Genomic DNA, 23038 nt, shown 5'->3' with positions numbered 1-23038 from the left:
ACGACGAATCGACAACTCCAAGAGTGCCGTGGGGCGATAAACGATTGATGAACGCCCCTGCCCGGTCAGGCCGCAGCGGCCGGGTGCAGCAGGCCCCGGACCTCCTCGGCCTCGGGGGAGGCCAGCCGCTCGAAGACCGCGAGGGCGTCGCCCCAGCAGGCCCGCGCGCGGTCGATCTGCCCGAGCCCGGCCAGACTCCGGCCGAGGACGGTCAGGACGTTCGCCCGCCGCCAGTCGCCGCCGATGCCGTGGAGCACGGACAGGGCCTGCTCGGCGCTGGCCGCGGCCGCCGCGTGCCTGCGGTCGACGAGATGGACCTCGGCCAGCCGGAACAGGGTCATGCCGTGCCACAACTGCTGTCGGCTCTCCTGGAACACGGCCAGCGCCTCGGTCAGCACGTCCCGCGCCCGCGCGGTCTGCTCGGCGGCGGTGAGCGCCAGACCCAGGGCGTACTTCCCGTTCGCGAGCCGCAGTGCAAGCCCGGCGTCGGCGGACTCGTAGATCGCGATGCCCTGCATCGCCAGGTCCACGGCACCCGCCACCCGGCCGGTCGCCAGGTGCACCCGCGAGAGGTTGCACAGCGCGCTCGCCTCGCCCGGGTGGTTCGCATCGGCGCGGAAGGCCTCCCGTGCCTTCGAGAGGTGGTCCTCCGCGTCCGCGTGCCGGTTCTCGTAGAGGGCGAGGATGCCCCGCTCGTTCGGCGCGTTCGCCACCGTCCACGGGTCCGCGGACTCCTGGCTCAGCTCGTCTGCGATCCGCGCCTCCTCGGCGGCCTCCTCGAACCGGCCGGCGGTGCTGTACAGCTGGCTGAGGGTGGTGCGGGCACGCCCCTCCGAGCGGGCGTCGCCGAAACCGCGCGCGGCGTCCCGGACCGCCTTCGCGGCCGTCTCGTAGCGATGCGAGTTGGCGCCCGACTCGGCCAGGTCCTTGGCGGACATCAGCAGGTCCACGGCCCGGCGCAGGAAGGGCCGCCCCAGCGACTGCTGGGCGCAGGCGAGTACGCACTCGGCCTCGGCGTGCAGCCAGTCCAGGGCCTGGCTCGCGTCGGCGAAGGTCAGCCCGGCGCGGTCGGTGGTCTCCAGGTGGTCCACCGTACGATCGCCCGGCCGCTCGATCGCGTACACCCGCGCCGCCGTCGCCAGATAGAAGTCGAGCAGCCGCGACAGCGCCGCCTCCCGTTCCGCCGGCGGCTGTTCGTCCCTCTCCGCGCACGCACGCGCGTAGAGCCGCACCAGGTCGTGGTAGCGGTAGCGGCCCGGGGCCGCCGACTCGACCAGGGACGTGTCGACGAGGGCCTCCAGGAGGTCCTCCGTCTCCCACTCGGGGAGATCCAGGACCGCCGCCGCGGCGGCCAGCGAGATGTCCGGGCCGTCGGCGAGGCCGAGGAGGCGGAAGGCGCGGGCCTGGGCCGGTTCGAGCTGGCCGTAGCCGAGTTCGAAGGTGGCCTTGACCGCGAGGTCGCCCGCCTGGAGCTCGTCGAGGCGGCGCCGCTCGTCGCCGAGCTTGGCGGCGAGCACGGACACCGTCCAGGTGCGGCGGGCCGCGAGCCGGGAGGCCGCGATGCGGATGGCGAGGGGCAGGAAGCCGCACGCCGCGACCACGTCGAGCGCCGCCTCGCGCTCGGCCCGCACCCGCTCCTCGCCGACGATCCGGGTGAAGAGCTGCAGCGCCTCCTCCGGGGACATCACGTCCAGGTCCACCAGATGCGCGCCCGCCAGGTCGACCATGCGGATCCGGCTGGTCACCAGGGCCGCGCAGCCCGCCGTGCCGGGGAGCAGCGGGCGGATCTGGGCGGCGTCCCGGGCGTTGTCGAGCAGGACCAGGACGCGGCGCCCGTCGAGCGTGGAGCGGTAGAGCGCGGCGCGCTCGTCGAGCGAGTCGGGGATCGCGGAGTCCGGGGTGCCGAGCGCCCGCAGGAACGCGCCGAGCACCGCCTCCGGCGCCGCCGCCCGCGCGCCCGCGCCCTGGAGGTCGACGTACAGCTGTCCGTCCGGGAAGTGCGGGCGGGCCTCGTGGGCCACGTGCACGGCGAGCGTGGTCTTGCCGACGCCGCCGATGCCGGCGAGGGCGGAGACGGCCATGACGGAGCCCTCGGCGGTGGCGAGCTGCTCGCTCAGCTCCCGTACGAAGGCGGCGCGGCCGGTGAAGTCGGGCACCGTGGCGGGCAGTTGGGCCGGGCGGGCGACGGGCGCGGCGGCCGGGGCGGGTTCCTCGACGGGCCGGGCGAGTTCGGCGTCGGCCTGGAGGATCCGCTGCTGGAGGCGGGCGAGCTCGGGGGTCGGATCGACGCCCAGCTCGTCGGCGAGCAGCCGCCGGGTGTCGGCGTAGACGGCGAGCGCCTCGGCCTGCCGGCCGGACCGGTAGAGCGCGAGCATCAGCAGCTCGCGGAGGCGTTCGCGCAGCGGGTGCGCGGCGGTGAGCGCGGTGAGTTCGGAGACGGCCTCGGCGTGCGCGCCGACCTCCAGGTCGAGGTCGAGCCGGCTCTCCAGGAGCTGGAGACGCCATTCCTCGAGTCGGGTGCGCTGGGTCTCGGCGTACGGGCCGGGCACCGAGGCGAGCGCCTCGCCGTCCCACAGCGCGAGCGCCTCGTTCAGCCGGTCGCGGGCCTCCTGGCGCCGTCCGCCGCCGCGCAGCTTCTCCGCCTCGGCGGCCAGCTCGTGGGCGGCGCTCAGGTCGAGCGCGGTGGTGCGTATGGCGTATCCGCCGGACTCGCTGACGAGCACGCCCGGGTCGAGGGCCTTGCGCAGCCGGGAGGCGTACGTGCGGACGGCGGCGAGCGCCTGGGAGGGCGGGTCCTCGCCCCAGATGGCGTCGATGAGCTCGCCGGCGGTGGCGGTGCGCCCGTCCCGCAGCAGCAGGGCGGCGAGCAGCGCGCGCTGCTGCGGCGACCCGGTGGGCAGCGCCTCGCCGCCCCGCGCGGCCCGTACGGGCCCGAGCACGGCGAAGCTCAACCCGGCGTCGGCGACGCCCGTACCCGCGTCGGCGACGCCCGTGTCCGCGTCGGCACGGTCGCCGGTGGCGCCGACCGAACCCGGTGCCGGAGTCCGCTGTCCCGGAACACGCGGCCCGTTCTCACGGTCCATAAGTTCCCCCTGCCCGTACCGCTGGTTTCGCCCGAGACAGTCTGCCTTGTCCGGAGGGCGCGCGTCAGCATCGGGTCGGCCGATCCGGAGCGGTGCGGACCGGTCGTGCTCGTCAGTTTACTGACGGATCGTCAGATCGGCGCTACCGTGAAACGCATGGAGAGCTTCCCCAAGATCATCTCGGTGGACGACCACACCGTGGAGCCCCCGCACGTCTGGCAGGACCGGCTCCCGTCCCGTCACCGCGACACCGGCCCGCGGATCGTCCGCGCCCCGTTGAAGGAAATGACCTTTCTGGGCGGAAAGTTCGCCCCCGTGATGGGCGCCAAAGGGGACGAAGGCCCCATCGGCGACTGGTGGGTCTACGAGGACCTGCACCGCCCGCTCACCCGGCTCGACACCGCCGTCGGCTACGACCGCGACGAGATCCGGCTCGAGGTCATCACCTACGAGCAGATGCGCCCGGGCTCGTACAGCGTCCCCGAGCGCCTGGCCGACATGGACGTCAACCACGTCCAGTCCGCGCTCTGTTTCCCGACCTTCCCCCGCTTCTGTGGACAGACCTTCACCGAAGCTTCCGATCGTGAACTCGGGCTCCTCGGGGTCCGTGCCTACAACGACTGGATGGTCGAGGAGTGGTGCGGGCCCGAGGCGCGGGGGCGGCTGATCCCGCTCACCCTGATCCCGCTGTGGGACCCCGAGCTCGCCGCCGCCGAGGTGCGGCGCAACGCGGCGCGGGGCGTCCGGGCGGTGGCCTTCTCCGAGATCCCGCCGCACCTCGGGCTGCCCTCGGTGCACACCGACCACTGGGACCCGTTCCTGCGGGCCTGCGACGAGACCGGCACGGTCATCGCGATGCACATCGGCTCGTCCAGCCGCATGCCGTCCACCTCGGCCGACGCGCCGCCGGCGGTCGGCTCCACCATCACCTTCGCCAACTGCTGCTTCTCGATGGTCGACTGGCTGATGAGCGGCAGGTTCGAGCGCTTCCCGAACCTGCGGATCATGTACGCGGAGGGCCAGATCGGCTGGATCCCGTACATCCTCGAACGCGCGGACGTGGTGTGGGAGGAGAACCGCGGCTGGGGCGGGGTGGCGGAGAAGGTGCTGCGCCCGCCGTCGGAGCTGTTCGCCGAGCACGTCTACGGCTGCTTCTTCGACGACGCCTTCGGGCTGCGCAACCTCGACGCGATCGGCGTGGGCAACGTGCTGTACGAGACGGACTACCCGCACTCGGACTCCACCTGGCCCAGGTCGAGGGAGGTCGGCGAGGCCCAGACGGCCCACCTGGCACCGGACGTCGTGGAGCGGATCGTGCGCGGCAACGCGATCGAACTCCTCGGCCTGACTCCCGAGGGCCTCTGGCGGCCCTGACCCGGGTCGCGCGGCCGGACCGGCCGGACACGCGACCGGACCCGACCCCTTGTCTGATGGAGCGTCAGCGGACAGCATTGCTCCCCGAACAGAACTGACGGATCGTCAGATCGTGAGAGGGGAGTCCCATGGTCGTCTACGGGATCCAGCTGCCCGTCCAGTCCCAGAGCACCCTCTACGCCGAACCCTGGGAGGTCGCCGCCGGGCCCGACGACCTGGTCGCCGTCGCCCGGGCCGCCGACGCCCACGGCTTCGACTACATCGCCTGCTGCGACCACGTCGCCATCCCGCGCCGGCTCGCCGCGGCGATGAGCACCGTCTGGTACGACCCGGTGGCCACGCTCGCCTACCTCGCCGCCGCCACCGAGCGGGTCCGGCTGCTGTCCCACGTCGCCGTCGTGGGGCTGCGCCATCCGCTGGTCACGGCCAAGGCGTACGCGACCCTGGACCACCTCTCCGGCGGGCGGCTCGTCCTCGGGGTCGGGGCCGGGCACGTCCAGGAGGAGTTCGAGGCGGTCGGGGCGGACTTCGCCGGGCGCGGCGGGGTGCTCGACGAGACGATCGACGCGCTGCGGGCCGCGCTCGGGCCCGAGGAGTACCCGGAGCACGCGGGGCGGCGCTTCGCCTTCCGGGACCTCGGCCAGCGGCCCCGGCCCGCCCAGGACCGGGTGCCCGTCTGGGTGGGCGGCTCCTCGCCCGCCGCCGTGCGCCGGGCCGCGCTCAGGGGTGACGGCTGGCTGCCGCAGGGCGACCCCCGCGACCGGCTCGCCGAGCAGATCGCGAAGCTGCGGCGGCTGCGCGCCGAGGCCGGGATCGAGGCCCCGATCACCGTCGGCGCGATCACCGAGGCGCTGTACGTCGGCGAGCCCGGCTGGGACACCGGCCGGCGCGCCCTCACCGGCAAGCCGCAGGCCCTCGCCGAGTCGCTGCGCGCCTACGGCGCGATGGGCGTGCAGCAGATCCAGGTCCGGTTCCGCTCCCGGAGCCGCACCGAACTCACCGACCAGATGGCCGCGTTCGCGACCGAGGTCGCCCCCCACCTCTAGGAGGACCACTGCATGGGCAAGCTGGACGGACGCGTCGTCGTCATCACGGGCGCCGCGCGCGGGCAGGGCGAGCAGGAGGCGCGGCTCTTCGCCGCCGAGGGCGCGAAGGTGGTGCTCGGCGACGTCCTGGACGCCCCGGGCGAGGCGCTGGCCAAGGAGCTGGGGGAGGAGCGGGCGGCGTACGTCCACCTGGACGTGACGAGCGAGGCGGACTGGGCGGCGGCCGTCGCCGCGGCCAAGGACCGCTTCGGGCGGGTCGACGGCCTGGTGAACAACGCGGGCATCCTGCGCTTCAACGAGCTGGTGTCCACGCCCCTGGAGGAGTTCCAGGCCCTCGTCCAGGTCAACCAGGTGGGCTGCTTCCTGGGGATCCGTACGGTCGCGCCCGAGATCGAGGCGGCCGGCGGCGGCACGATCGTCAACACCGCCTCGTACACGGGTGTGACGGGCATGGCGGGGGTCGGGGCGTACGCGGCGACCAAGCACGCGGTGCTCGGCCTGACCCGGGTCGCGGCCCTTGAGCTGGCGCCGAAGGGCATCCGGGTCAACGCGGTCTGCCCGGGCGCGATCGACACCGCGATGAGCAACCCGGAGGGCGTCGACCCGGCGGCCACCGCCGAGCTCTACCGCGACCTGGTGCCACTGGGCCGGATCGGGCGCCCGGAGGAGGTGGCGGCCCTCGCGCTCTTCCTGACGGCCGGGGACTCCTCGTACATCACGGGTCAGCCGTTCGTCATCGACGGCGGCTGGCTGGCGGGCGTGAAGCTCTTCTAGGTGGGACCTGACGCATCGTCAGGTATTGACAGGGCCGGGTGCATCAAAGAATCTGACGGAACGTCAGAAACTCACAAGGGTGGTGAACTTCCTTGGAATTCGGGATCTTCGTACAGGGATACGTCGGCAAGCGGGCCGAGACCGATCCCGAGGCCGAGCACAAGGCGCTCATGGAGGAGACCGAGTACGTCATCCAGGCCGACCGGTCGGACTTCAAGTACGCCTGGGCCTCCGAGCACCACTTCCTGGAGGAGTACTCCCACCTCTCCGCCAACGACGTCTACCTCGGCTACCTCGCCCACGCCACCGAGCGCATCCACCTCGGCTCCGGCATCTTCAACCCGCTCGCCCAGGTCAACCACCCGGTGAAGGTCGCCGAGAAGGTCGCCATGCTCGACCACCTCTCCGGCGGCCGCTTCGAGTTCGGCTCCGGCCGCGGCGCCGGCTCCCACGAGATCCTCGGCTTCTTCCCGGGCATCACGGACATGAACCACACCAAGGAGATCTGGGAGGAGACCATCGCCGAGTTCCCCAAGATGTGGCTCCAGGAGGAGTACGAGGGGTTCCAGGGCAAGCACTGGTCGCTCCCGCCCCGCAAGGTGCTGCCCAAGCCGTACGGGAAGTCCCACCCCGCCATGTGGTACGCGGCCGGCTCGCCCGCCTCGTACGCGATGGCCGGGAAGAAGGGGCTCGGCGTGCTCGGCTTCAGCGTGCAGAAGGTCTCCGACATGGAGTGGGTCGTCGAGTCCTACAAGAACGCGATCAAGGAGGCCAAGGCGGTCGGCGACTTCGTCAACGACAACGTCATGGTCACCTCGACCGCGATCTGCGCCGAGACCCACGACAAGGCCGTCGAGATCGCCGTCGGCGGCGGCCTCAACTACCTCCAGTCGCTGCTCTTCCGCTACCACGACACCTTCCCGCGGCCGGAGGGCGTCCCCGAGTGGCCGGAGCTCCTGCCGGAGTACTCCGCCGAGATCATCGAACTCCTCATCGCCGAGGAGCTGATGATCTGCGGCGACCCCTCGGAGGTCCTCGCCCAGTGCAGGCGCTGGGAGCAGGCGGGCGCCGACCAGCTGTCCTTCGGCCTGCCGATCGGCATCTCCTACGAGGACACGATGAACACGATCAAGCTGATCGGCGAGCACGTGATCCCGGAGATCGACACGGACCCGGTCCACCGCACGACCCGCTTCCGGCAGGCGGCCGGACAGTAGCGGACCCGAGCGCGGGCGGCGCCTTCCCGGACCGCCGCCCGCACGGCCCCGGCCTGAGGCCCCCGCGGCGGCCCCGGTCCGGGGCGCACCCGCGTCCACGCGCAGAAAGGTCACGGATCGCCATGCTCGACCACCTCATCAAGGGCGCCACCGTCGTGGACGGCACCGGCGCCCCCGCCCGCGTCGCCGACGTCGGCATACGCGACGGCCGGATCGTCCTCCCCGGGCCCGGGGAGACGGCGGCCACCACCGAGGACGCCACGGGCCTCGTCCTCGCCCCCGGCTTCGTCGACCCGCACACCCACTACGACGCCCAGCTGTTCTGGGACCCGTACGCCACCCCGTCCATGAACCACGGCGTCACCACCGTCGCGGGCGGCAACTGCGGCTTCACCCTCGCCCCGCTCCACCCGGACCGGCCCGAGGACGCCGACTACACGCGCCGGATGATGTCCAAGGTCGAGGGCATGGCCCTCAAGGCCCTGGAGGAGGGCGTCGACTGGGGCTGGTCGTCCTTCGCGCAGTATCTGGACGCCCTGGAGGGCCGGATCGCGGTCAACGCCGGGTTCATGGTCGGCCACTGCGCCCTGCGCCGGTACGTGATGGGCGCGGACGCCGTCGGCGGGCAGCCCACGCCCGAGCAGCTCGCGCGCATGGTGGGACTCCTCAAGGAGGCCATGGCGGCCGGCGCCTGGGGCCTGTCCACCACCCAGTCGTCCACCCACTCCGACGGCGACGGCGCCCCCGTCGCCTCCCGGCACGCCCGCCCCGCCGAACTGCTCGCCCTGTCGCAGGCGGTCGGCGAGCACGAGGGCACGCAGCTGGAGGCCATCGTCGCCGGCTGCCTGGACCAGTTCTCCGACGCCGAGATCGAGCTCTTCGTCGAGATGAGCGCCGTCGCCGGGCGGCCCCTCAACTGGAACGTCCTCACCATCGACGCCACCGTCCCCGAACGCGTCCCGCGCCAGCTGCTCGCCTCCGAGCGGGCCCGCAAGTCCGGCGGCCGGATCGTCGCGCTCACCATGCCGATCCTCACCCCCATGAACATGTCGCTCGGCACCTTCTGCGCCCTCAACCTCATCCCGGGCTGGGGGGAGATCCTCTCCCTCCCCGTCCCCGAGCGGATCGCGAGGCTCCGCGACCCCGACGTCCGCGCCGAGATGCTGCGCCGCGCGGACTCCAAGGAGGCCGGTGTCTTCCGGCGGCTCGCGCACTTCGGCCGGTACGTCATCGGCGACACCTACAGCCGCGAGAACGAGGGCCTGACCGGCCGGGTCGTCAGGGACATCGCCGCCGAGCGCGGCCAGGACGCCTTCCAGGCGCTCGTCGAGATCTGCGCCAACGACGACCTGCGCACCGTGCTGTGGCCGATGCCCACCGACAACGACCCGGCGTCCTGGGCGCTGCGCGCCGAGACCTGGCAGCACGAGGACGTCCTGCTCGGCGGCTCCGACGCGGGCGCCCATCTGGACCGGATGTGCGGCGCCCCGTACACCACCCGCTTCCTCGGCGACTGTCTGCGCGGCCGCGGGCTGGTGCCCCTGGAGCAGGCCGTGCGGATGCTCAGCGACGACCCGGCCCGGCTCTTCGGGCTGCGCGAGCGGGGCCGGATCGCCGAGGGGCACCACGCCGACCTGGTGCTCTTCGACCCCGAGCGGATCGACGCGGGCCCGGCGACCCTCGTGCACGACCTGCCCGGCGCCAGTCCGCGCCTGGACTCGCGGGCCGTCGGCATCGTGTCCGTACGGGTCAACGGCGTGGAGACGATCCGCGACGACGAGGTCACGGGCGCGATCCCCGGGCGAGTGCTGCGCTCGGGCCGGGACACGAGGACGGTGAGCACCCGATGACACACGAGATCACCGAGCGGCTGTACATCGGCGGGGAGTGGGTCGAGCCCGACGGCGGGCACTACCCGGTGATCAACCCCGCCACCGAGGAGCTCGTGGGGCACGCCCCCGAGGCCTCCCGGGCCCAGGTGTACGAGGCCGCCGAGGCCGCCCGTGCCGCCTTCGCCTCCTGGTCCCGTACGAGGCCGCAGGAGCGGGCCGCGATCCTCGACCGGGCCGCCGACCTGATGGCCCGGGACGCCGCGGCGCACACCGAGCTGGCCCGTGCGGAGACCGGCGCCACCACGGCGACGGCCCGCGGCATGCAGGTCGCGGTCGGCGCCTCCCGCTTCCGGCGGTACGCGCGGGGCGCCCTGGAGCCGGTCGAGCAGGCGCTGCCGCCGCAGATCAACGAGGCCGGGCCGATGGGGAAGGCCGGGGTGTTCGGGGCGGTGGCGGTACGGCGCCCGGTCGGCGTCGTCACCTGCATCACCTCGTACAACAACCCCTGGGCCAACCCGGCCGGCAAGATCGCCCCGGCGCTCGCCATGGGCGACACGGTCGTGGTGAAGCCCGCCCCGCAGGACCCGCTGTCGGTGTTCGCGATGGTCCGGGCCCTGGCGGAGGCGGGGGTGCCGGCCGGGGTGGTCAACCTGGTCACCGGCTCGGCGCCCGCCGTGGGCGAGGCGGCCGTGGACTCGCCGGCCGTCGACATGGTCTCGTTCACCGGCTCCACGGCCGTGGGCCAGGCCATCGGCGAGGTCTGCGGCCGCGGCCTGAAGCGGCAGCTGATGGAGCTGGGCGGCAAGGGCGCGGCGCTTGTCTTCGACGACGCCGACCTGGACGCGGCCGTGACGGGCATCGGCACGACCTTCTCCTTCTACAGCGGGCAGATCTGCACGGCCCCGACCCGGGTGCTCGCCCAACGCGGGATCTACGAGCGACTGGTCGGGAAGCTGGCCGCGTACGCCGGGTATCTGAAGGTGGGCGACCCGGCGGAGCGCGGCACGGTGGTCGGCCCGGTGATCTCGGCGGCCCACCGCGACCGGATCGAGGCGTACGTGGAGCTCGGCCGGAAGGAGGGCGCGCGGGTCGTGACGGGCGGCGAGCGCCCGGACGGCCCGGGGCTCGACCGGGGCTTCTACGTGGCGCCGACGCTGCTCGCCGACTGCACCAACGAGATGCGGGTGGTGCGGGAGGAGATCTTCGGCCCGGTGGTGGTCGTGGTGCCCTTCGACGACGAGGAGGAGGGCATCACACTCGCGAACGACAGCGACTACGGGCTGATCGACTACGTGTGGTCCGGCGACGTGGCCCGCGCCTTCCGGGTCGCGGCCCGGCTGCGGGCCGGCGGGGTCGGTGTGAACACCATCGGCCGGAACATGGAGGCGCCCTTCGGCGGCTTCAAGAAGAGCGGTGTGGGGCGGGACGTCGGCTCGTTCGCGCTGCACGCGTACAGCGAGCTGCAGGCGGTGGTCTGGCCGGGGTGACGCACGTCACAGGGAAAGTCGGAAACGGGCGAATCCGGGCGCGGCTGCGGTTTCCGTATATCGGACACCTGGTTCCGGCCCGGATGCTTGGCTGGTCCACCCTGTCAGTCGATCTTTCAATCTCTGGTGAGCGCCCGATTCGACCCGCTCAATGCAAGGCCGTGATCGCTCAGGTGAGCGGATTTCGATCTTCCGGATGTGGAAAGCGCAGCACTTAACGTCCTGTTCATGACTCAGGTGGATGTGCGGCCCCTGGCCGGAGACACGGTACGGGGCGTCCCGGCGCGGGGCGGCACCGATGGCGTGCGCAGCAAGGGACTCGGCGGCAACTCCGTCGGCCTCCTCGGCAGCGCCGTCATCGGCGTCTCCACCGTCGCCCCCGTCTACTGCCTGACCTCGACGCTCGGCTCCACCGCCGGCGAGGTCGGCCTCCAGATGCCCGCCGTCTTCCTCGCGGGCTTCCTGCCGATGCTGCTCGTCGCATTCGCGTACCGCGAGCTCAACAAGGTCATGCCGGACTGCGGCACCTCCTTCACCTGGACGGTGAAGGCCTTCGGCCCCAAGCTCGGCTGGATGTGCGGCTGGGGCCTGGTGATCGCCACGATCATCGTGCTCTCCAACCTGGCCGGCGTCGCCACCTCGTACTTCTGGCTGCTCGCCGGGGAGATCACGGGCAACCCCTCGATCGGCGCCCTGGACGGCAACAAGGCCGTCCACATCCTCACCTGCCTCGCCCTGATCGCCGCCGCGACCGCGATCAGCTACCGCGGCATGACCGCCACCAAGGGCGTGCAGTACACCCTCGTCGGCCTCCAGCTCGTCGTCCTCGCCGTCTTCGTCGGCATGGCCCTGTCGAAGGCCGGCTCCTTCGAGACCTCGGTCGACTTCTCCTGGTCCTGGATGAACCCCTTCGCGGTGCAGTCCTTCGGAGCGTTCACCGCCGGACTCTCGCTGTCGATCTTCATGTACTGGGGCTGGGACACCTGCCTGACCGCCAACGAGGAGACCGTCGGCGCCGAGAAGACCCCCGGCCGCGCCGCGCTCATCGCCATGGTCGTCCTGGTCGGCTCCTACCTCGCCACCGGCATCGCCGCCCAGATGGTGGTCGGCTCCGGCGACCAGGGCCTCGGCCTGGCCAACCCGGAGACCTCCGACAACGTCTTCGCCGCCCTGGCCGGCCCGGTCATGGGCCCCGCCCTCGGCATCCTGCTCTTCCTCGCGGTGCTCGCCTCGGCCGCCGCCAGCCTCCAGACCACCTTCATCCCGGTGGCCCGCACGGTCCTGGCCATGTCCGCCTACGAGGCCCTGCCCGCCTCGTACGCCAAGGTCCACCCGCGCTTCAAGACCCCCGGCAAGGCCACGATCGTGGCCGGCGTCGCCACCGGCGTCTTCTACACGGTGATGACCCTGGTCAGCGAGCACGTCCTGGTCGACACGATCTACGCGCTCGGCCTGATGATCTGCTTCTACTACGCGCTGACCGCCTTCGCCTGCGCCTGGTACTTCCGCCGCGAGCTGACCTCGTCCTTCCGCGACCTGGTCTTCAAGGGCCTCTTCCCGCTGCTCGGCGGAGTGCTCCTGTCGGCGGTCTTCGGCAAGACGCTGTACGACATGTGGGACCCGGCGTACGGCTCCGGCTCCGCGGTCTTCGGCGTCGGGTCGGTGTTCGTGATCGGCGTCGGGCTGCTGCTGCTCGGCCTGGTGATCATGCTGGTGATGCGCGCCAAGAGCCCCGCGTTCTTCCGGGGCGAGGTACTCACCAAGGAGACGCCGTCGCTGGTCGTCGAGGACTGATGGACTCCTCGGCCGTCCGGTGACGGAAGCGACGAAGGTGGCGGGCCCGTGGGGGGTCCCGCCACCTTCGTCGTTCTGCCGCTCGCCCGGGGTCACTGCCCGGGGAGCAGCCCCTCGACCAGCTTGTTGGCGCCGGGCATCTGCTCGGCGGAGGCCGGCTTGGCCTGGGGCATCAGGACCCCGCTCAGCGGCACCACGGAGGGCAGGTTGGCGCCTCCGGTGTCGGCGGCGGCCGTCCCGGCGGCGGCGAGGCCACCGGCCACGGCTCCGGTCACGGCGAAGGAGGTCAGGGCGAAGGCGGTGAGGATCTTCTTCATGCCGCGTGAACGCCGCCCGGGCGGCCGGGGTTACGCCCGTCCCTCCTACGATGCGCCCATGTCCTCCCCGTACGACGAGAAGAAGAACTGGTCGCTGCACCCGGCCACGATCCAGGTGTGGGCGCGCGGTGCTCGACGAGGTCTTCGCGGAGGCGGATGCGGGGGACGGTGAGCGGCCCGCCGCGGGCTGACGCTCGCCGTGTGAGCTACCCGGCCTGCTCCGCAGGTTCCGCGATCAGCGCCGTGCCCACCGTGCGGAAGCCCAGCCGGGCGTAGAGGCGGGCCACCGTCTCGTCCGTGGCGGACAGGAAGACCGTCTCGGTGCCCAGCGCGCGGGCGTCGGCGACGAGGGTGGCGGTGACCGCGAGGCCGAGGCCCCGGCGGCGGGCCGCGGGGACGGTTCCCACGCCGACGACCTCGGTGACCGGGCCGACGGGCTGGTGCTGGCCCGCCGCGAGGGCGGTGCCGGTGGAGTCGAAGGCGGCCGCGAGGCGGGTGAGGCCCGCCGTGAGACGGGCCGCGACCTGGTCGGCCGCGCCGCGCGCGGGGGCGACGCCGAAGGCGGCGTACGGGGCGGCGGCCGCGCTCGCCAGGCCCGGGTCGTCCGCGCCGACCATACGGACGGTGACGTCCTCCGGCGGGGCCGGGAGCTCCTCCGCGTCCGCCGACAGGACCATCAGCGGGTGCTCGTGCACCACGAGCCCGCCCGCCTCGACCGCCGCCCGCAGCCCCGGCGTCGTCTCCGCGACCCACTCGAACGCCTCCGGCACCCCCAGCTCCCGCTGCCGCGCCCGCACCTTCTCCACCGCCTCGACCGGAACCTCCCCGGCCCCGGCGTGCCCGAGCGCGGGCCGCGCGTAGTACGGCCAGCCCGCCCCCTCCCGTACGAAGAGGGTGAGCGGCCCGAAGTCCTCGGCGCGGGCGGCGGACCGGGGCACGGAATCGTAATAGGTCTCAAGGCGCGTCAACATGCGCGTTACCGTACGCAGACCGATGACGGGGGGACACATGAATATGACGGGCCACACCTGCCCGGGCTGCGGGCGGGACGACCTGGTGCAGGCCGTGCCCGCCGTGTACCTGGCCGGCCGGGACGCGGTCACCAGCCGCGAGCGGGACAGCGACGGGGACATGCGGACGGTGACCCGGCGGGTGACGACCGCGCTGTCGCAGGCGCTGGCGCCGATGCCGAAGGCGCCGACGTACGGACTCGGCTGCCTCGGCGTGTTCGCCGGCCTGGTCGCCGTCGGCACCTTCCTGGGCTGGGTGTTCGCTGGGCGGGCGTTCGAGGAGGTGCCCGACGGGGCGTACGGGTACTTCGGGGGGCCGCCGCCCGCTCTCGGCCCCGATCCCGATCTCGCGTTCCTGGGATGGGTCTCGGGCCTCGCCCTGTGCGTCGCCCTCCTCGTGACCGGCGTCCTGGTCAGGCGCCGGGCGGCGTTCGTCCGGCAGACCCGCGGCCGCCACCGGGCCGAGGAGCTGTGGTCGCACGGCTGGTACTGCCACCGCTGCGGCACCGTCCACCTGCGGGACGTCCCCGGCGAGGACGTCCGGCCGCTCACGCTCCAGGCCTTCCGGGAGCGGGTGTGGGAGCGGGGCGGTTACGGCGACCTGGCCGCGCACCAGCGCGCCACGGGATGATGGGGGCATGACCGAGATCCTCACCCCCCGCCTGCTGCTGCGTCGCTGGAGCGACGACGACCTCGTGCCGATGGCCGAGATCAACGCCGACCCCGAGGTGATGCGCTGGATCGGCGACGGGGCCGTACGCGACCTGGAGCAGACCGCCGAGGGGATCGAGCGGGCCGAGGAGGAGTGGGACGAGGAGGGTTTCGGACTCTTCGCGGTCGAGCTGCTCGGGTCCGGGGAGCTGATCGGCTTCACCGGACTCTCCGTGCCGGACTTCCTGCCCGAGGTGCTGCCCGCCGTCGAGATCGGCTGGCGGCTCGGGCGGCCCTACTGGGGGCAGGGGTACGCCTCCGAGGCGGCGCACGCGGCCCTGGAGTTCGGGCTGCAGGACCGCGGGCTCGACCGGGTGATCAGCATCGCCCGGGTCGGGAACACCGCCTCGGAGAACGTGATGCGCAAGCTCGGCATGGCCCCGGAGCGGGAGACCGTCCACCCGGTGTACGGGTACCCGCTGCGGGTCCACGCCATCGATCTCACCGAGTACCAGGTGTGAGCCCTTCCGCGACGGAGAGGAACACCGGGTTGGTGAAGGCCGCGAGCGCGCCCGGGAGCGGCGGGGCCGTGACCGGGTGGCGGACCTCCGCCCGTACATAGGTCGCGTACGCGGCCGTCGTCGTCCACTCGACCGAGTCCACGCCCTGCGCGGTGTGCAGCAGGCCCTGGTCGGTGACCAGGCGGAGGGTGCCGCCGGCGGGCGCGCCGGTGACACGGAGGCGGGCGGTGACCGGCTCGTCCGCCGGGACGGTGAGGCGTTCGCCGAGGCCGGCGGTGCGCCCGCGGGTGTCGGTGAGCGTGAAGTCCACGGAGACCGCGGACGACTCGGCGACGTACGAGCGCCCGGCCCGCAGCCCGTCGAGAACCGCCTCCCGGCTCAGCTCGTCCGCGAGCACCACCGTCTGCGGCGTCCCGACCCGGTCGGGGTCCCGGTGCGCGTCGCTGTTGCCCATCGCCGGCGTCCAGCGCCCCCGGACGAGGGCCCCGTCCCAGCCCGCGAGGGCCACCTCGTCGTCCGGCGTGTAGGGGCCGTTCCACACCTCGACCGCGTCCGCGTCGCCGAAGCCGAACTTCCAGGCGCAGCCGATGCAGGTGGCCTGCGGGTGCGCGGGCACGACGAGGCCGCCCGACCGGCGGATCTCGCGGGCGAAGCGGCCGAAGCGGTTCTCCCGGGCCCGGTAGCGCCAGTCGACGAAGGTGCCGGGGGCGGTGCCGAGGGCGAGCACGTGGCCGTTGCGGGTGGTGACCTCCTCGCCGAGCAGGATCAGCAGGTCGTCGCCGGCGTGCTCGGCCCAGGCGCCGTGCCCGGCGTGGGTGTTGTGCTCGGTGCCGGTGACGAAGTCGAGGCCGGCGGCGCGGGCGAGGGCGGCGACCTCGGCGGGGGTGCGGCGCCCGTCGGAGTACACGGTGTGCAGATGGCAGTCGCCCCGGTACCAGGCCCGGCCCCGGCCCCGGGCCCGCTCCGGCGGGTACGCCGGGCGTACGGCGGGTGCGGACGGCCCGAGGCGGAGGGTGATCGTCACCGTGTACGCGAGTCCCTGCGGCGCCACCGTGTACGGGCCGAGCGCCACGTACCAGGTCCCGGCCCGCAGCGGCCCCGCCACGTACCCGGGCGTGGCGTCGTCGGTGCGGACGAAGAACTCCCTGCGGGCGCCGCCCGACCAGCCCCGGAAGCCCTGGCCGCCGAGGGCGGTGCCGCGCTGGTCGAAGAGGCCGATGTCGAGGGCGTTGCCCTGGGTGCCGGCGGGCACGGCGGGCCGCTCGTAGGCGTAGGCGACGTGCAGCTCGCGCACCCCGTGCGGCAGCTCCACCGGCAGGTACACGAAGTCGGGGGAGCCGGGCGGCAGGGTGCCGCGCACGGTGCGGCTGAGGACGCCGTCAGCCGCGGGGTCGGCAGCATGCGCGAAGCTCACGGTGCCCAACGTAAACGCGGTCGCCGCGCCCGTCATGAGGAGCGCGCGTCGAGTCGTATCCGTCATGCCCATGACTGTGGCGCGCCCGCGTGAACGGCGGAACAACGCGAGAGGCACCTCCGGCGCGGAATCCGGCCGTGCGTACCGCACACCCCTCGGAATTCCACGCCCCACCCCCTACCGTGCCCCCATGCGGATCTCGACCACGATCTTCCTGACCGACGAGACCATCTCCCCCGTGCGCCTCGCCCGCGCCCTCGAAGAGCGCGGCTTCGCCGGGCTCTACCTCCCCGAGCACACCCACATCCCCGTCTCCCGGGAGTCCGACTACCCGGCGGGCGGTGCGCTGCCCCGCGAGTACGCCCGCACCCTCGACCCCTTCGTGGCGCTCGGCCAGGCCGCCGCCGTCACCGAGGGCCTGCTCCTGGGCACCGGCATCACGCTGGTCGCCGAGCACGACCCGATCGCCCTCGCCAAGACGATCGCGACCCTCGACCACCTCTCCGGAGGCCGCTTCACCCTCGGCGTCGGCTTCGGCTGGAACCGCGAGGAGGCCGCCGACCACGGCGTCGACTGGCCGACCCGCCGCGAGCGCACCCGGGACGCCGTGCACCTGATGCGCGCCCTGTGGGCCGCCGAACCCACCGCGTACGAGGGCGCCTTCGGCCGCTCCGTCAGCGCCTCCGAGGCCTGGCCCAAGCCGCTCGCCGGCGCCCCGCGCACCCTGGTCGGCGGCGCGGCCGGCCCCGGGCTCTTCTCGCACGTCACCGACTACGCCGACGGCTGGATGCCCATCGGCGGCCGCGGCCTCTCCACCAGCCTCCCCCTCCTCCGCGAGGCCTGGGAGGCGGCCGGCCGCCCCGCGGAGTCCCTCCAGGTCGTCCCCTACGCCGTCCACCCGAACCCCGGCAAGCTCACCCACTACGAGGACCTGGGCTGCCCGGAGGTGGTGCTCCAGCTGCCGCCCGGCGGTGAGAAGGAGGTGCTCGACGTCCTTGACGCATACGCGCGGTACCTCTGAGGCGCCCGCTCGTATGCTCGGTCCATGACGGATCACCAGGCAGCACGCGACGCCCACGACGCCCGTCCCACCGAGAACGCCATGCGCAGGGCCCTGAAGCGGGCCCGGGACGGGGTCGCGCTCGATGTGGGGGAGGCGGCCGTGCTGCTCAGGGCACGGGGGGCGGACCTGGCGGATCTGGTCGGGACGGCCGGGCGGGTGCGGGACGCGGGGCTCGCGGCCGCCGGGCGGCCGGGGGTCATCACGTACTCGAAGAGCGTCTTCATACCGCTCACCCGGCTGTGCCGGGACACGTGCCACTACTGCACCTTCGTGACCGTGCCCGGGAAGCTGCGCCGGGCCGGGCACGGCATGTTCATGAGCCCGGACGAGGTCCTGGACATCGCCCGCCGCGGCGCCGAACTCGGCTGCAAGGAAGCCCTCATCACCCTCGGCGACAAGCCCGAGGACCGCTGGCCCGAGGCCCGCGAGTGGCTGGACGCGCACGGGTACGACGACACCATCGCGTACGTACGGGCCATGTCGATCCGGATCCTGGAGGAGACCGGGCTCCTCCCGCACCTCAACCCCGGGGTGCTCTCCTGGACCGACCTCCAGCGGCTCAAGCCCGTCGCGCCCTCGATGGGGATGATGCTGGAGACCACCGCGACCCGGCTGTGGTCCGAGCCCGGCGGCCCGCACCACGGCTCGCCGGACAAGGAGCCCGCCGTCCGGCTGCGGGTCCTGGAGGACGCCGGCCGCTCCTCCGTCCCCTTCACCTCCGGCCTGCTGCTCGGCATCGGCGAGACGCCGGAGGAGCGCGCCGAGTCGCTGTTCGCGCTGCGCCGGATCGCCCGTGCCTATCACGGCATCCAGGAGCTGATCATCCAGAACTTCCGCGCCAAGCCGGACACGGCGATGCGCGGCATGCCGGACGCCGAACTCGACGACCTGGTCGCCACCGTGGCCGTGGCCCGCCTCATCATGGGCCCCGCCGCCTGCCTCCAGGCCCCGCCGAACCTCGTCGACGCCGAGTACGAGCGCCTGATCGCCGCCGGCATCGACGACTGGGGCGGGGTCTCCCCGCTCACCATCGACCACGTCAACCCCGAACGCCCCTGGCCCCGGATCGACGAGCTCGCCGAGCGCTCCCGCGCCGCCGGCTTCGAGCTGCGCGAACGCCTCTGCGTCTACCCCGAGTTCGTACGCCGCGGCGAGCCGTGGCTCGACCCCCGGATCGTTCCGCACGTCCGCGCGCTCGCCGACGCCGGGACCGGCCTCGCCAACCCCGACGCGCCCGTCCGCGGCCTGCCCTGGCAGGAGCCCGACGAGGCGTTCCGGGCCGGCGACGGAACCGGCCGCACCGACCTGCACCGCACCATCGACACCGAGGGCCGCACCGGTGACCGCCGCGCCGACTTCGACGAGGTGTACGGGGACTGGGAGGCGCTGCGCGAGGCCGCCGCGCCCGGCCTGGTGCCGGACCGGCGCGCGCCCGAGCGGATCGACGCCGACCTGCGGGAGGCCCTGAGCACGGCCGCCGACGACCCGACCCGGCTCACCGACCCGCAGGCCCTCGCCCTCCTCCACGCCGACGGCCCGGCCCTCGACGCCCTGTGCGCGGTCGCCGACGCCGTCCGCGAGTCCGCCGTCGGCGACGACGTGACGTACATCGTCACGCGGAACATCAACTTCACCAACGTCTGCTACACCGGCTGCCGCTTCTGCGCCTTCGCCCAGCGCCGCACCGACGCCGACGCCTACACCCTCTCCCTCGACCAGGTCGCCGACCGGGCCGCCCAGGCCTGGGAGGTCGGCGCCGTCGAGGTCTGCATGCAGGGCGGCATCCACCCCGATCTGCCCGGCACCGCCTACTTCGACATCGCGAAGGCCGTGAAGGAACGCGTGCCCGGCATGCACGTGCACGCCTTCTCGCCCATGGAGGTCGTCAACGGCGCCGCCCGCACCGGCCTGTCGATCCGCGAGTGGCTGACCGCCGCCAAGGAGGCCGGGCTCGACTCCATCCCCGGCACCGCCGCCGAGATCCTCGACGACGAGGTCCGCTGGGTGCTCACCAAGGGCAAGCTGCCCACCGCCACCTGGATCGAGGTGGTCACCACCGCCCACGAGCTGGGCATCCGCTCCTCCTCGACCATGATGTACGGGCACGTGGACCAGCCCCGGCACTGGCTGGGGCATCTGCGCACCCTGGCCGGCATCCAGCAACGCACCGGTGGCTTCACCGAGTTCGTGACCCTGCCCTTCATCCACACCAACGCGCCCGTCTACCTCGCCGGCATCGCCCGCCCCGGCCCGACCACCCGCGACAACCGCGCCGTCACCGCCATGGCCCGGCTGCTGCTCCACCCGTACATCCCCAACATCCAGACCAGTTGGGTGAAGCTGGGCACGGAGGGCGCCGCCGCGATGCTGCGCTCCGGCGCCAACGACCTCGGCGGCACGCTGATGGAGGAGACCATCTCCCGGATGGCGGGCTCCCGTTACGGCTCGTACCGCTCGATCCGCGACCTGGAGGCCATCGCCGAGGCGGCCGGCCGCCCCTCCCGGCCGCGCACGACGCTGTACGGCGAGGTGTCCGAGGAGCGGCAGGCGGCGGCCCGCGCCTCCGACGGGCACCTGCCGGAGTTGCTGCCGCTGCTGCCCCCGGAGTGAGGGATCACAGTAAGGCGGAAATCTGGTCAAAAACGGCCTGAAGGGTGACGGAACACATAACGTTCCGGCTCCCGAACGAGCGCATCCGGTCTATTACAGTGCTGAGCGGACCGGTGTACCGGGGGAGGGCACGTCGTGACCACCACAGCCGCGGCCGTGTGGGGCCGCACCGAACAGCAGGACTTCCGCTCGCGGGTCCGCGGCTGCCTGCTCGGCGGCGCGGTCGGCGACGCCCTCGGCGCCGGGGCCGCCGCCCGCACCCTCGCGGAGCTGCGCACCGCGCACGGGCCCGAGGGCCTGACCGAGCTCGCCCCCGCCTACGGGCGGCGCGGCGCCGTCACCGCCGCCACCCAGATGTCCCTGTTCACCGTGGACGGCCTGATCCGCGCCCAGGTCCGCCGCGACACCGGCCACTGGCACCCGCCCACCGACGTGCACCAGGCCCATCTGCGCTGGGCCGCCACCCAGCGCGACTGGGGCCCCGACGAGCGGCGCACCGACCTCGGCTGGCTGGCCCGCGAGGAGTGGCTGTACGCCCGCCGGGACCCGGCCCGGGCCTGCCTCACCGGCCTCGGCGACGGGCGGCTCGGCACCCTGGACCGGCCCAAGAACCCGCAGGCCGCCGACAGCGGCGCCGTGGTCCGCTCGGCGCCCTTCGGGCTGCTCGTCGGCTGGGAGCCGCAGCTGGTGTGCCAGTTGGCGGTGGAGTGCGCCGCCCAGACGCACGGCGACCCCGCCGCGTACCTCTCGGCCGGCGCCTTCGCCGTGGTCGTGCACGGCCTGGCCCGGGGCGGCAGCGTCGACGCGGCCGTCGCCACCGCGCTCGCCCAGCTCGCCGCGCGCCCCGGCCACCAGCGGGTGACCGAGGCCCTGGAGGCCGCGCTCGGCGCCGTACGGCAAGGGGCGCCGGACGACGGGCGGGTGACCGCGCTCGGGGCGGCCGAGGACCGGGCCGAGGGACAGCTCGCCGCCGCCGTGTACTGCGCGCTGGTGGGCGAGGACGTCCGGCACGGGCTGCGGCTCGCGGTCAACCACGACGGCCCGTCGGCGGCGACCGGCAGCCTCACCGGGGCGCTGCTCGGCGCCCTGCACGGCGAGACGGCCCTCCCGCCGGCCTGGCTGGCCGAACTGGAGGGCCGTGCGACGGTCCTGGCGCTCGCGGACGACTTCGCGATGGAGATGACCCAGGGGGCGGCCCTGCACGGCCCCGCCGACCTGGCCTCGGGCTGGCTGACCCGCTACCCGAGGGGCTGACCCGTCCGGTCGCCGGAACCCTGGGCCGGCAGGGCCACCGAGCCGTCGCCGCCGTCGCCGCCGTCCAGTCGGTCGAGCAGCGCGTCGCGCTCCGGTGTGGCCTCGGGCTTCACGAACCCGATCAGGACGTAGAGGATCAGCGAGGTGGCGAGCGGGGCCACGATCTGGATCTGCAGCTCGACGCCGTCCAGGCCGTAGTTGGTGAGCCAGAAGGCGAAGAGGCCGGCGGCCCAGGAGACCAGCGCCGCCGTCGGGCCGGACTTCCGGAAGGTGCGCAGCAGGCCCAGCATGAACGGGATGGCGATCGGCCCCATGAGCCCGGCCACCCACTTGATGACGACGGTGATGATGTCCTTGAAGGTGGGGGAGTCGACCTGGGTGGCGACCGCCATCGACAGGGCGAGGAAGGCGACCGTCGACCAGCGCGCGGCGAGCAGTCCGGCCCGCTGGGTCCAGGTCCGGGCCGCCTTGCTGAGGACGGGGGCGATGTCCCGGGTGAAGACGGCCGCGATGGCGTTGGCGTCGGAGGAGCACATGGCCATGGTGTGCGAGAAGAAGCCGACGACGACCAGGCCCAACAGGCCGTGCGGCAGGAGCTGTTCGGTCATCAGGGCGTACGCGTCGGAGGCGTCGGGCTTCTGCGGCGTGACGAGCAGCGGCGCGCACCACATGGGGAAGAAGAGCACCAGCGGCCAGATCAGCCACAGCAGCGCGGACAGCCGGCCGGATCGGGTGGCCTCGCGGGGGGTGGGGGTGGCCATGTAACGCTGGGCCTGGTTCCACATGCCGCCGCTGTACTCGAAGGTCTTGATGAAGAGATACGCGAGCAGGAAGGTCAGCGTGTACGGGCCCGCCGTCGGCGCGGTGTGCCCCTGGAGCTCGGGCCGGTCCCACACGGTCCACAGCGCGTCGATCCCGCCGAGCCTGCCGAGCACCGCGACCAGCATGGCCAGACCGGCGAGCAACTGGATGACGAACTGGCCGAGTTCGGTGAGCGCGTCCGCCCACAGGCCGCCGACCGTGCAGTAGACGCCGGTGATGACACCGGTGATGAGGATGCCCTGGTCGAGCGAGATCCCGGTGAAGACGGACAGCAGGGTGGCGATGGCGGCCCACTTGGCGCCCACGTCCACGATCTTGAGCAGCACGCCGGACCAGGCGAGGGCCTGCTGGGTGGGCAGGTTGTAGCGGTTCTTCAGGTACTCCAGCGGGGAGGCCACCCGGAGCCGGGAGCGCAGCCGGTTGAGCCGGGGCGCGAAGAGATGGGCGCCGACGGCGATGCCGATCGCGATGGGGAAGGACCAGGTCACGTAGGAGGTGACGCCGTAGGTGTAGGCGATGCCGGCGTAGCCGGTGAACATCACCGCGCTGTAGCCGGACATGTGGTGCGAGATCCCGGACAGCCACCAGGGCATCCGGCCGCCCGCCGTGAAGAAGTCCGAGACGTCGTCCACGCGCTTGTGGGACCAGACTCCGATCGCGACCATGACGCCGAAATAGCCGATGAGCACGGCCCAGTCGAGACTGTTCATTGCCCGCCCTCCATGAGGTCCGGTCCGCCTTGTGAACGCCGTTCATGGTGTGGGGAGTT

The 23038-nt window shown here is 73.2% G+C and carries 17 protein-coding genes; 12 read left to right on the top strand and 5 right to left on the bottom strand.

Annotation, left to right across the window (positions count from 1 at the left end; genetic code table 11):
* Positions 1-65: 65 nt before the first annotated feature.
* On the bottom strand, positions 66-3083 hold the full coding sequence (locus AB0M18_RS24200) for a BTAD domain-containing putative transcriptional regulator (protein WP_365761318.1): 3018 nt from the start codon (positions 3081-3083) through the stop codon (positions 66-68).
* Positions 3084-3239: 156 nt separating this feature from the next.
* On the opposite strand from AB0M18_RS24200, the gene AB0M18_RS24195 reads away from it, so the two are divergent.
* From AB0M18_RS24195 to AB0M18_RS24165, 7 genes are all read left to right on the top strand, one after another.
* Positions 3240-4457, top strand: coding sequence for an amidohydrolase family protein (locus AB0M18_RS24195; RefSeq protein ID WP_365761316.1), 1218 nt, complete (start codon positions 3240-3242; stop codon positions 4455-4457).
* A 128-nt stretch (positions 4458-4585) separates the two neighbouring features.
* Positions 4586-5503, top strand: a complete 918-nt coding sequence (locus AB0M18_RS24190) for a TIGR03619 family F420-dependent LLM class oxidoreductase (protein ID WP_365761314.1) — start codon at positions 4586-4588, stop codon at positions 5501-5503.
* 12 nt (positions 5504-5515) lie between these two features.
* Positions 5516-6277: a glucose 1-dehydrogenase gene (locus AB0M18_RS24185; protein ID WP_365761312.1), complete on the top strand. Its 762-nt coding sequence runs from the start codon at positions 5516-5518 to the stop codon at positions 6275-6277.
* A 92-nt stretch (positions 6278-6369) separates the two neighbouring features.
* Positions 6370-7494, top strand: a complete 1125-nt coding sequence (locus AB0M18_RS24180) for an LLM class flavin-dependent oxidoreductase (RefSeq protein ID WP_365761310.1) — start codon at positions 6370-6372, stop codon at positions 7492-7494.
* A gap of 122 nt (positions 7495-7616) precedes the next feature.
* Positions 7617-9344 (top strand): D-aminoacylase, encoded by a 1728-nt coding sequence (locus AB0M18_RS24175; protein ID WP_365761308.1) that lies wholly within the window; start codon positions 7617-7619, stop codon positions 9342-9344.
* Entirely contained in the window at positions 9341-10813 is a 1473-nt protein-coding gene (locus AB0M18_RS24170) for an aldehyde dehydrogenase family protein (protein WP_365761306.1), read from the top strand. Before AB0M18_RS24175 ends, AB0M18_RS24170 begins: the two co-directional genes overlap by 4 nt.
* 228 nt (positions 10814-11041) lie before the next feature.
* Positions 11042-12607, top strand: coding sequence for an APC family permease (locus AB0M18_RS24165; protein ID WP_365761304.1), 1566 nt, complete (start codon positions 11042-11044; stop codon positions 12605-12607).
* 92 nt (positions 12608-12699) lie between these two features.
* Here the strand turns inward: AB0M18_RS24165 and AB0M18_RS24160 are convergent, their stop codons facing one another.
* Positions 12700-12924, bottom strand: a complete 225-nt coding sequence (locus tag AB0M18_RS24160) for a hypothetical protein (RefSeq protein WP_365761302.1) — start codon at positions 12922-12924, stop codon at positions 12700-12702.
* Positions 12925-13130: 206 nt separating this feature from the next.
* A complete protein-coding gene (locus tag AB0M18_RS24155) occupies positions 13131-13895 on the bottom strand; it encodes a GNAT family N-acetyltransferase (protein ID WP_365761300.1) in 765 nt (254 codons plus the stop codon).
* 43 nt (positions 13896-13938) lie between these two features.
* Here AB0M18_RS24155 and AB0M18_RS24150 point away from each other — a divergent pair, with 43 nt between their 5' ends.
* A complete protein-coding gene (locus tag AB0M18_RS24150; RefSeq protein ID WP_365761298.1) occupies positions 13939-14565 on the top strand; it encodes a hypothetical protein in 627 nt (208 codons plus the stop codon).
* A 7-nt stretch (positions 14566-14572) separates the two neighbouring features.
* Complete coding sequence (locus AB0M18_RS24145) at positions 14573-15106, top strand: GNAT family N-acetyltransferase (RefSeq protein WP_365761296.1); 534 nt, start codon at positions 14573-14575, stop codon at positions 15104-15106.
* Here AB0M18_RS24145 and AB0M18_RS24140 read toward each other — a convergent pair.
* Entirely contained in the window at positions 15087-16592 is a 1506-nt protein-coding gene (locus AB0M18_RS24140) for a CehA/McbA family metallohydrolase (protein ID WP_365761294.1), read from the bottom strand. The genes AB0M18_RS24145 and AB0M18_RS24140 overlap by 20 nt on opposite strands.
* Positions 16593-16710: 118 nt before the next feature.
* Here AB0M18_RS24140 and AB0M18_RS24135 point away from each other — a divergent pair, with 118 nt between their 5' ends.
* The 3 genes from AB0M18_RS24135 to AB0M18_RS24125 all read left to right on the top strand — a co-directional run bounded on the left by AB0M18_RS24135 (position 16711) and on the right by AB0M18_RS24125 (position 21447).
* Positions 16711-17541, top strand: a complete 831-nt coding sequence (locus AB0M18_RS24135; RefSeq protein ID WP_365761292.1) for a TIGR03619 family F420-dependent LLM class oxidoreductase — start codon at positions 16711-16713, stop codon at positions 17539-17541.
* Positions 17542-17565: 24 nt separating this feature from the next.
* Positions 17566-20193: a bifunctional FO biosynthesis protein CofGH gene (locus AB0M18_RS24130; RefSeq protein WP_365761290.1), complete on the top strand. Its 2628-nt coding sequence runs from the start codon at positions 17566-17568 to the stop codon at positions 20191-20193.
* Between the two features lie 135 nt (positions 20194-20328).
* A complete protein-coding gene (locus tag AB0M18_RS24125; protein WP_365761288.1) occupies positions 20329-21447 on the top strand; it encodes an ADP-ribosylglycohydrolase family protein in 1119 nt (372 codons plus the stop codon).
* Here the strand turns inward: AB0M18_RS24125 and AB0M18_RS24120 are convergent.
* Positions 21432-22979, bottom strand: coding sequence for a sodium:solute symporter family protein (locus AB0M18_RS24120; protein WP_365761286.1), 1548 nt, complete (start codon positions 22977-22979; stop codon positions 21432-21434). The two genes, AB0M18_RS24125 and AB0M18_RS24120, sit on opposite strands and share 16 nt — an antisense overlap.
* Between the last annotated feature and the right edge of the window lie 59 nt (positions 22980-23038).

The organism is Streptomyces sp. NPDC051909, assembly GCF_040681095.1.
GTDB lineage: Bacteria > Actinomycetota > Actinomycetes > Streptomycetales > Streptomycetaceae > Streptomyces.
Note: the sequence above shows the minus strand (reverse complement) of the source record. Positions and strands in the feature narration are given on the sequence as shown.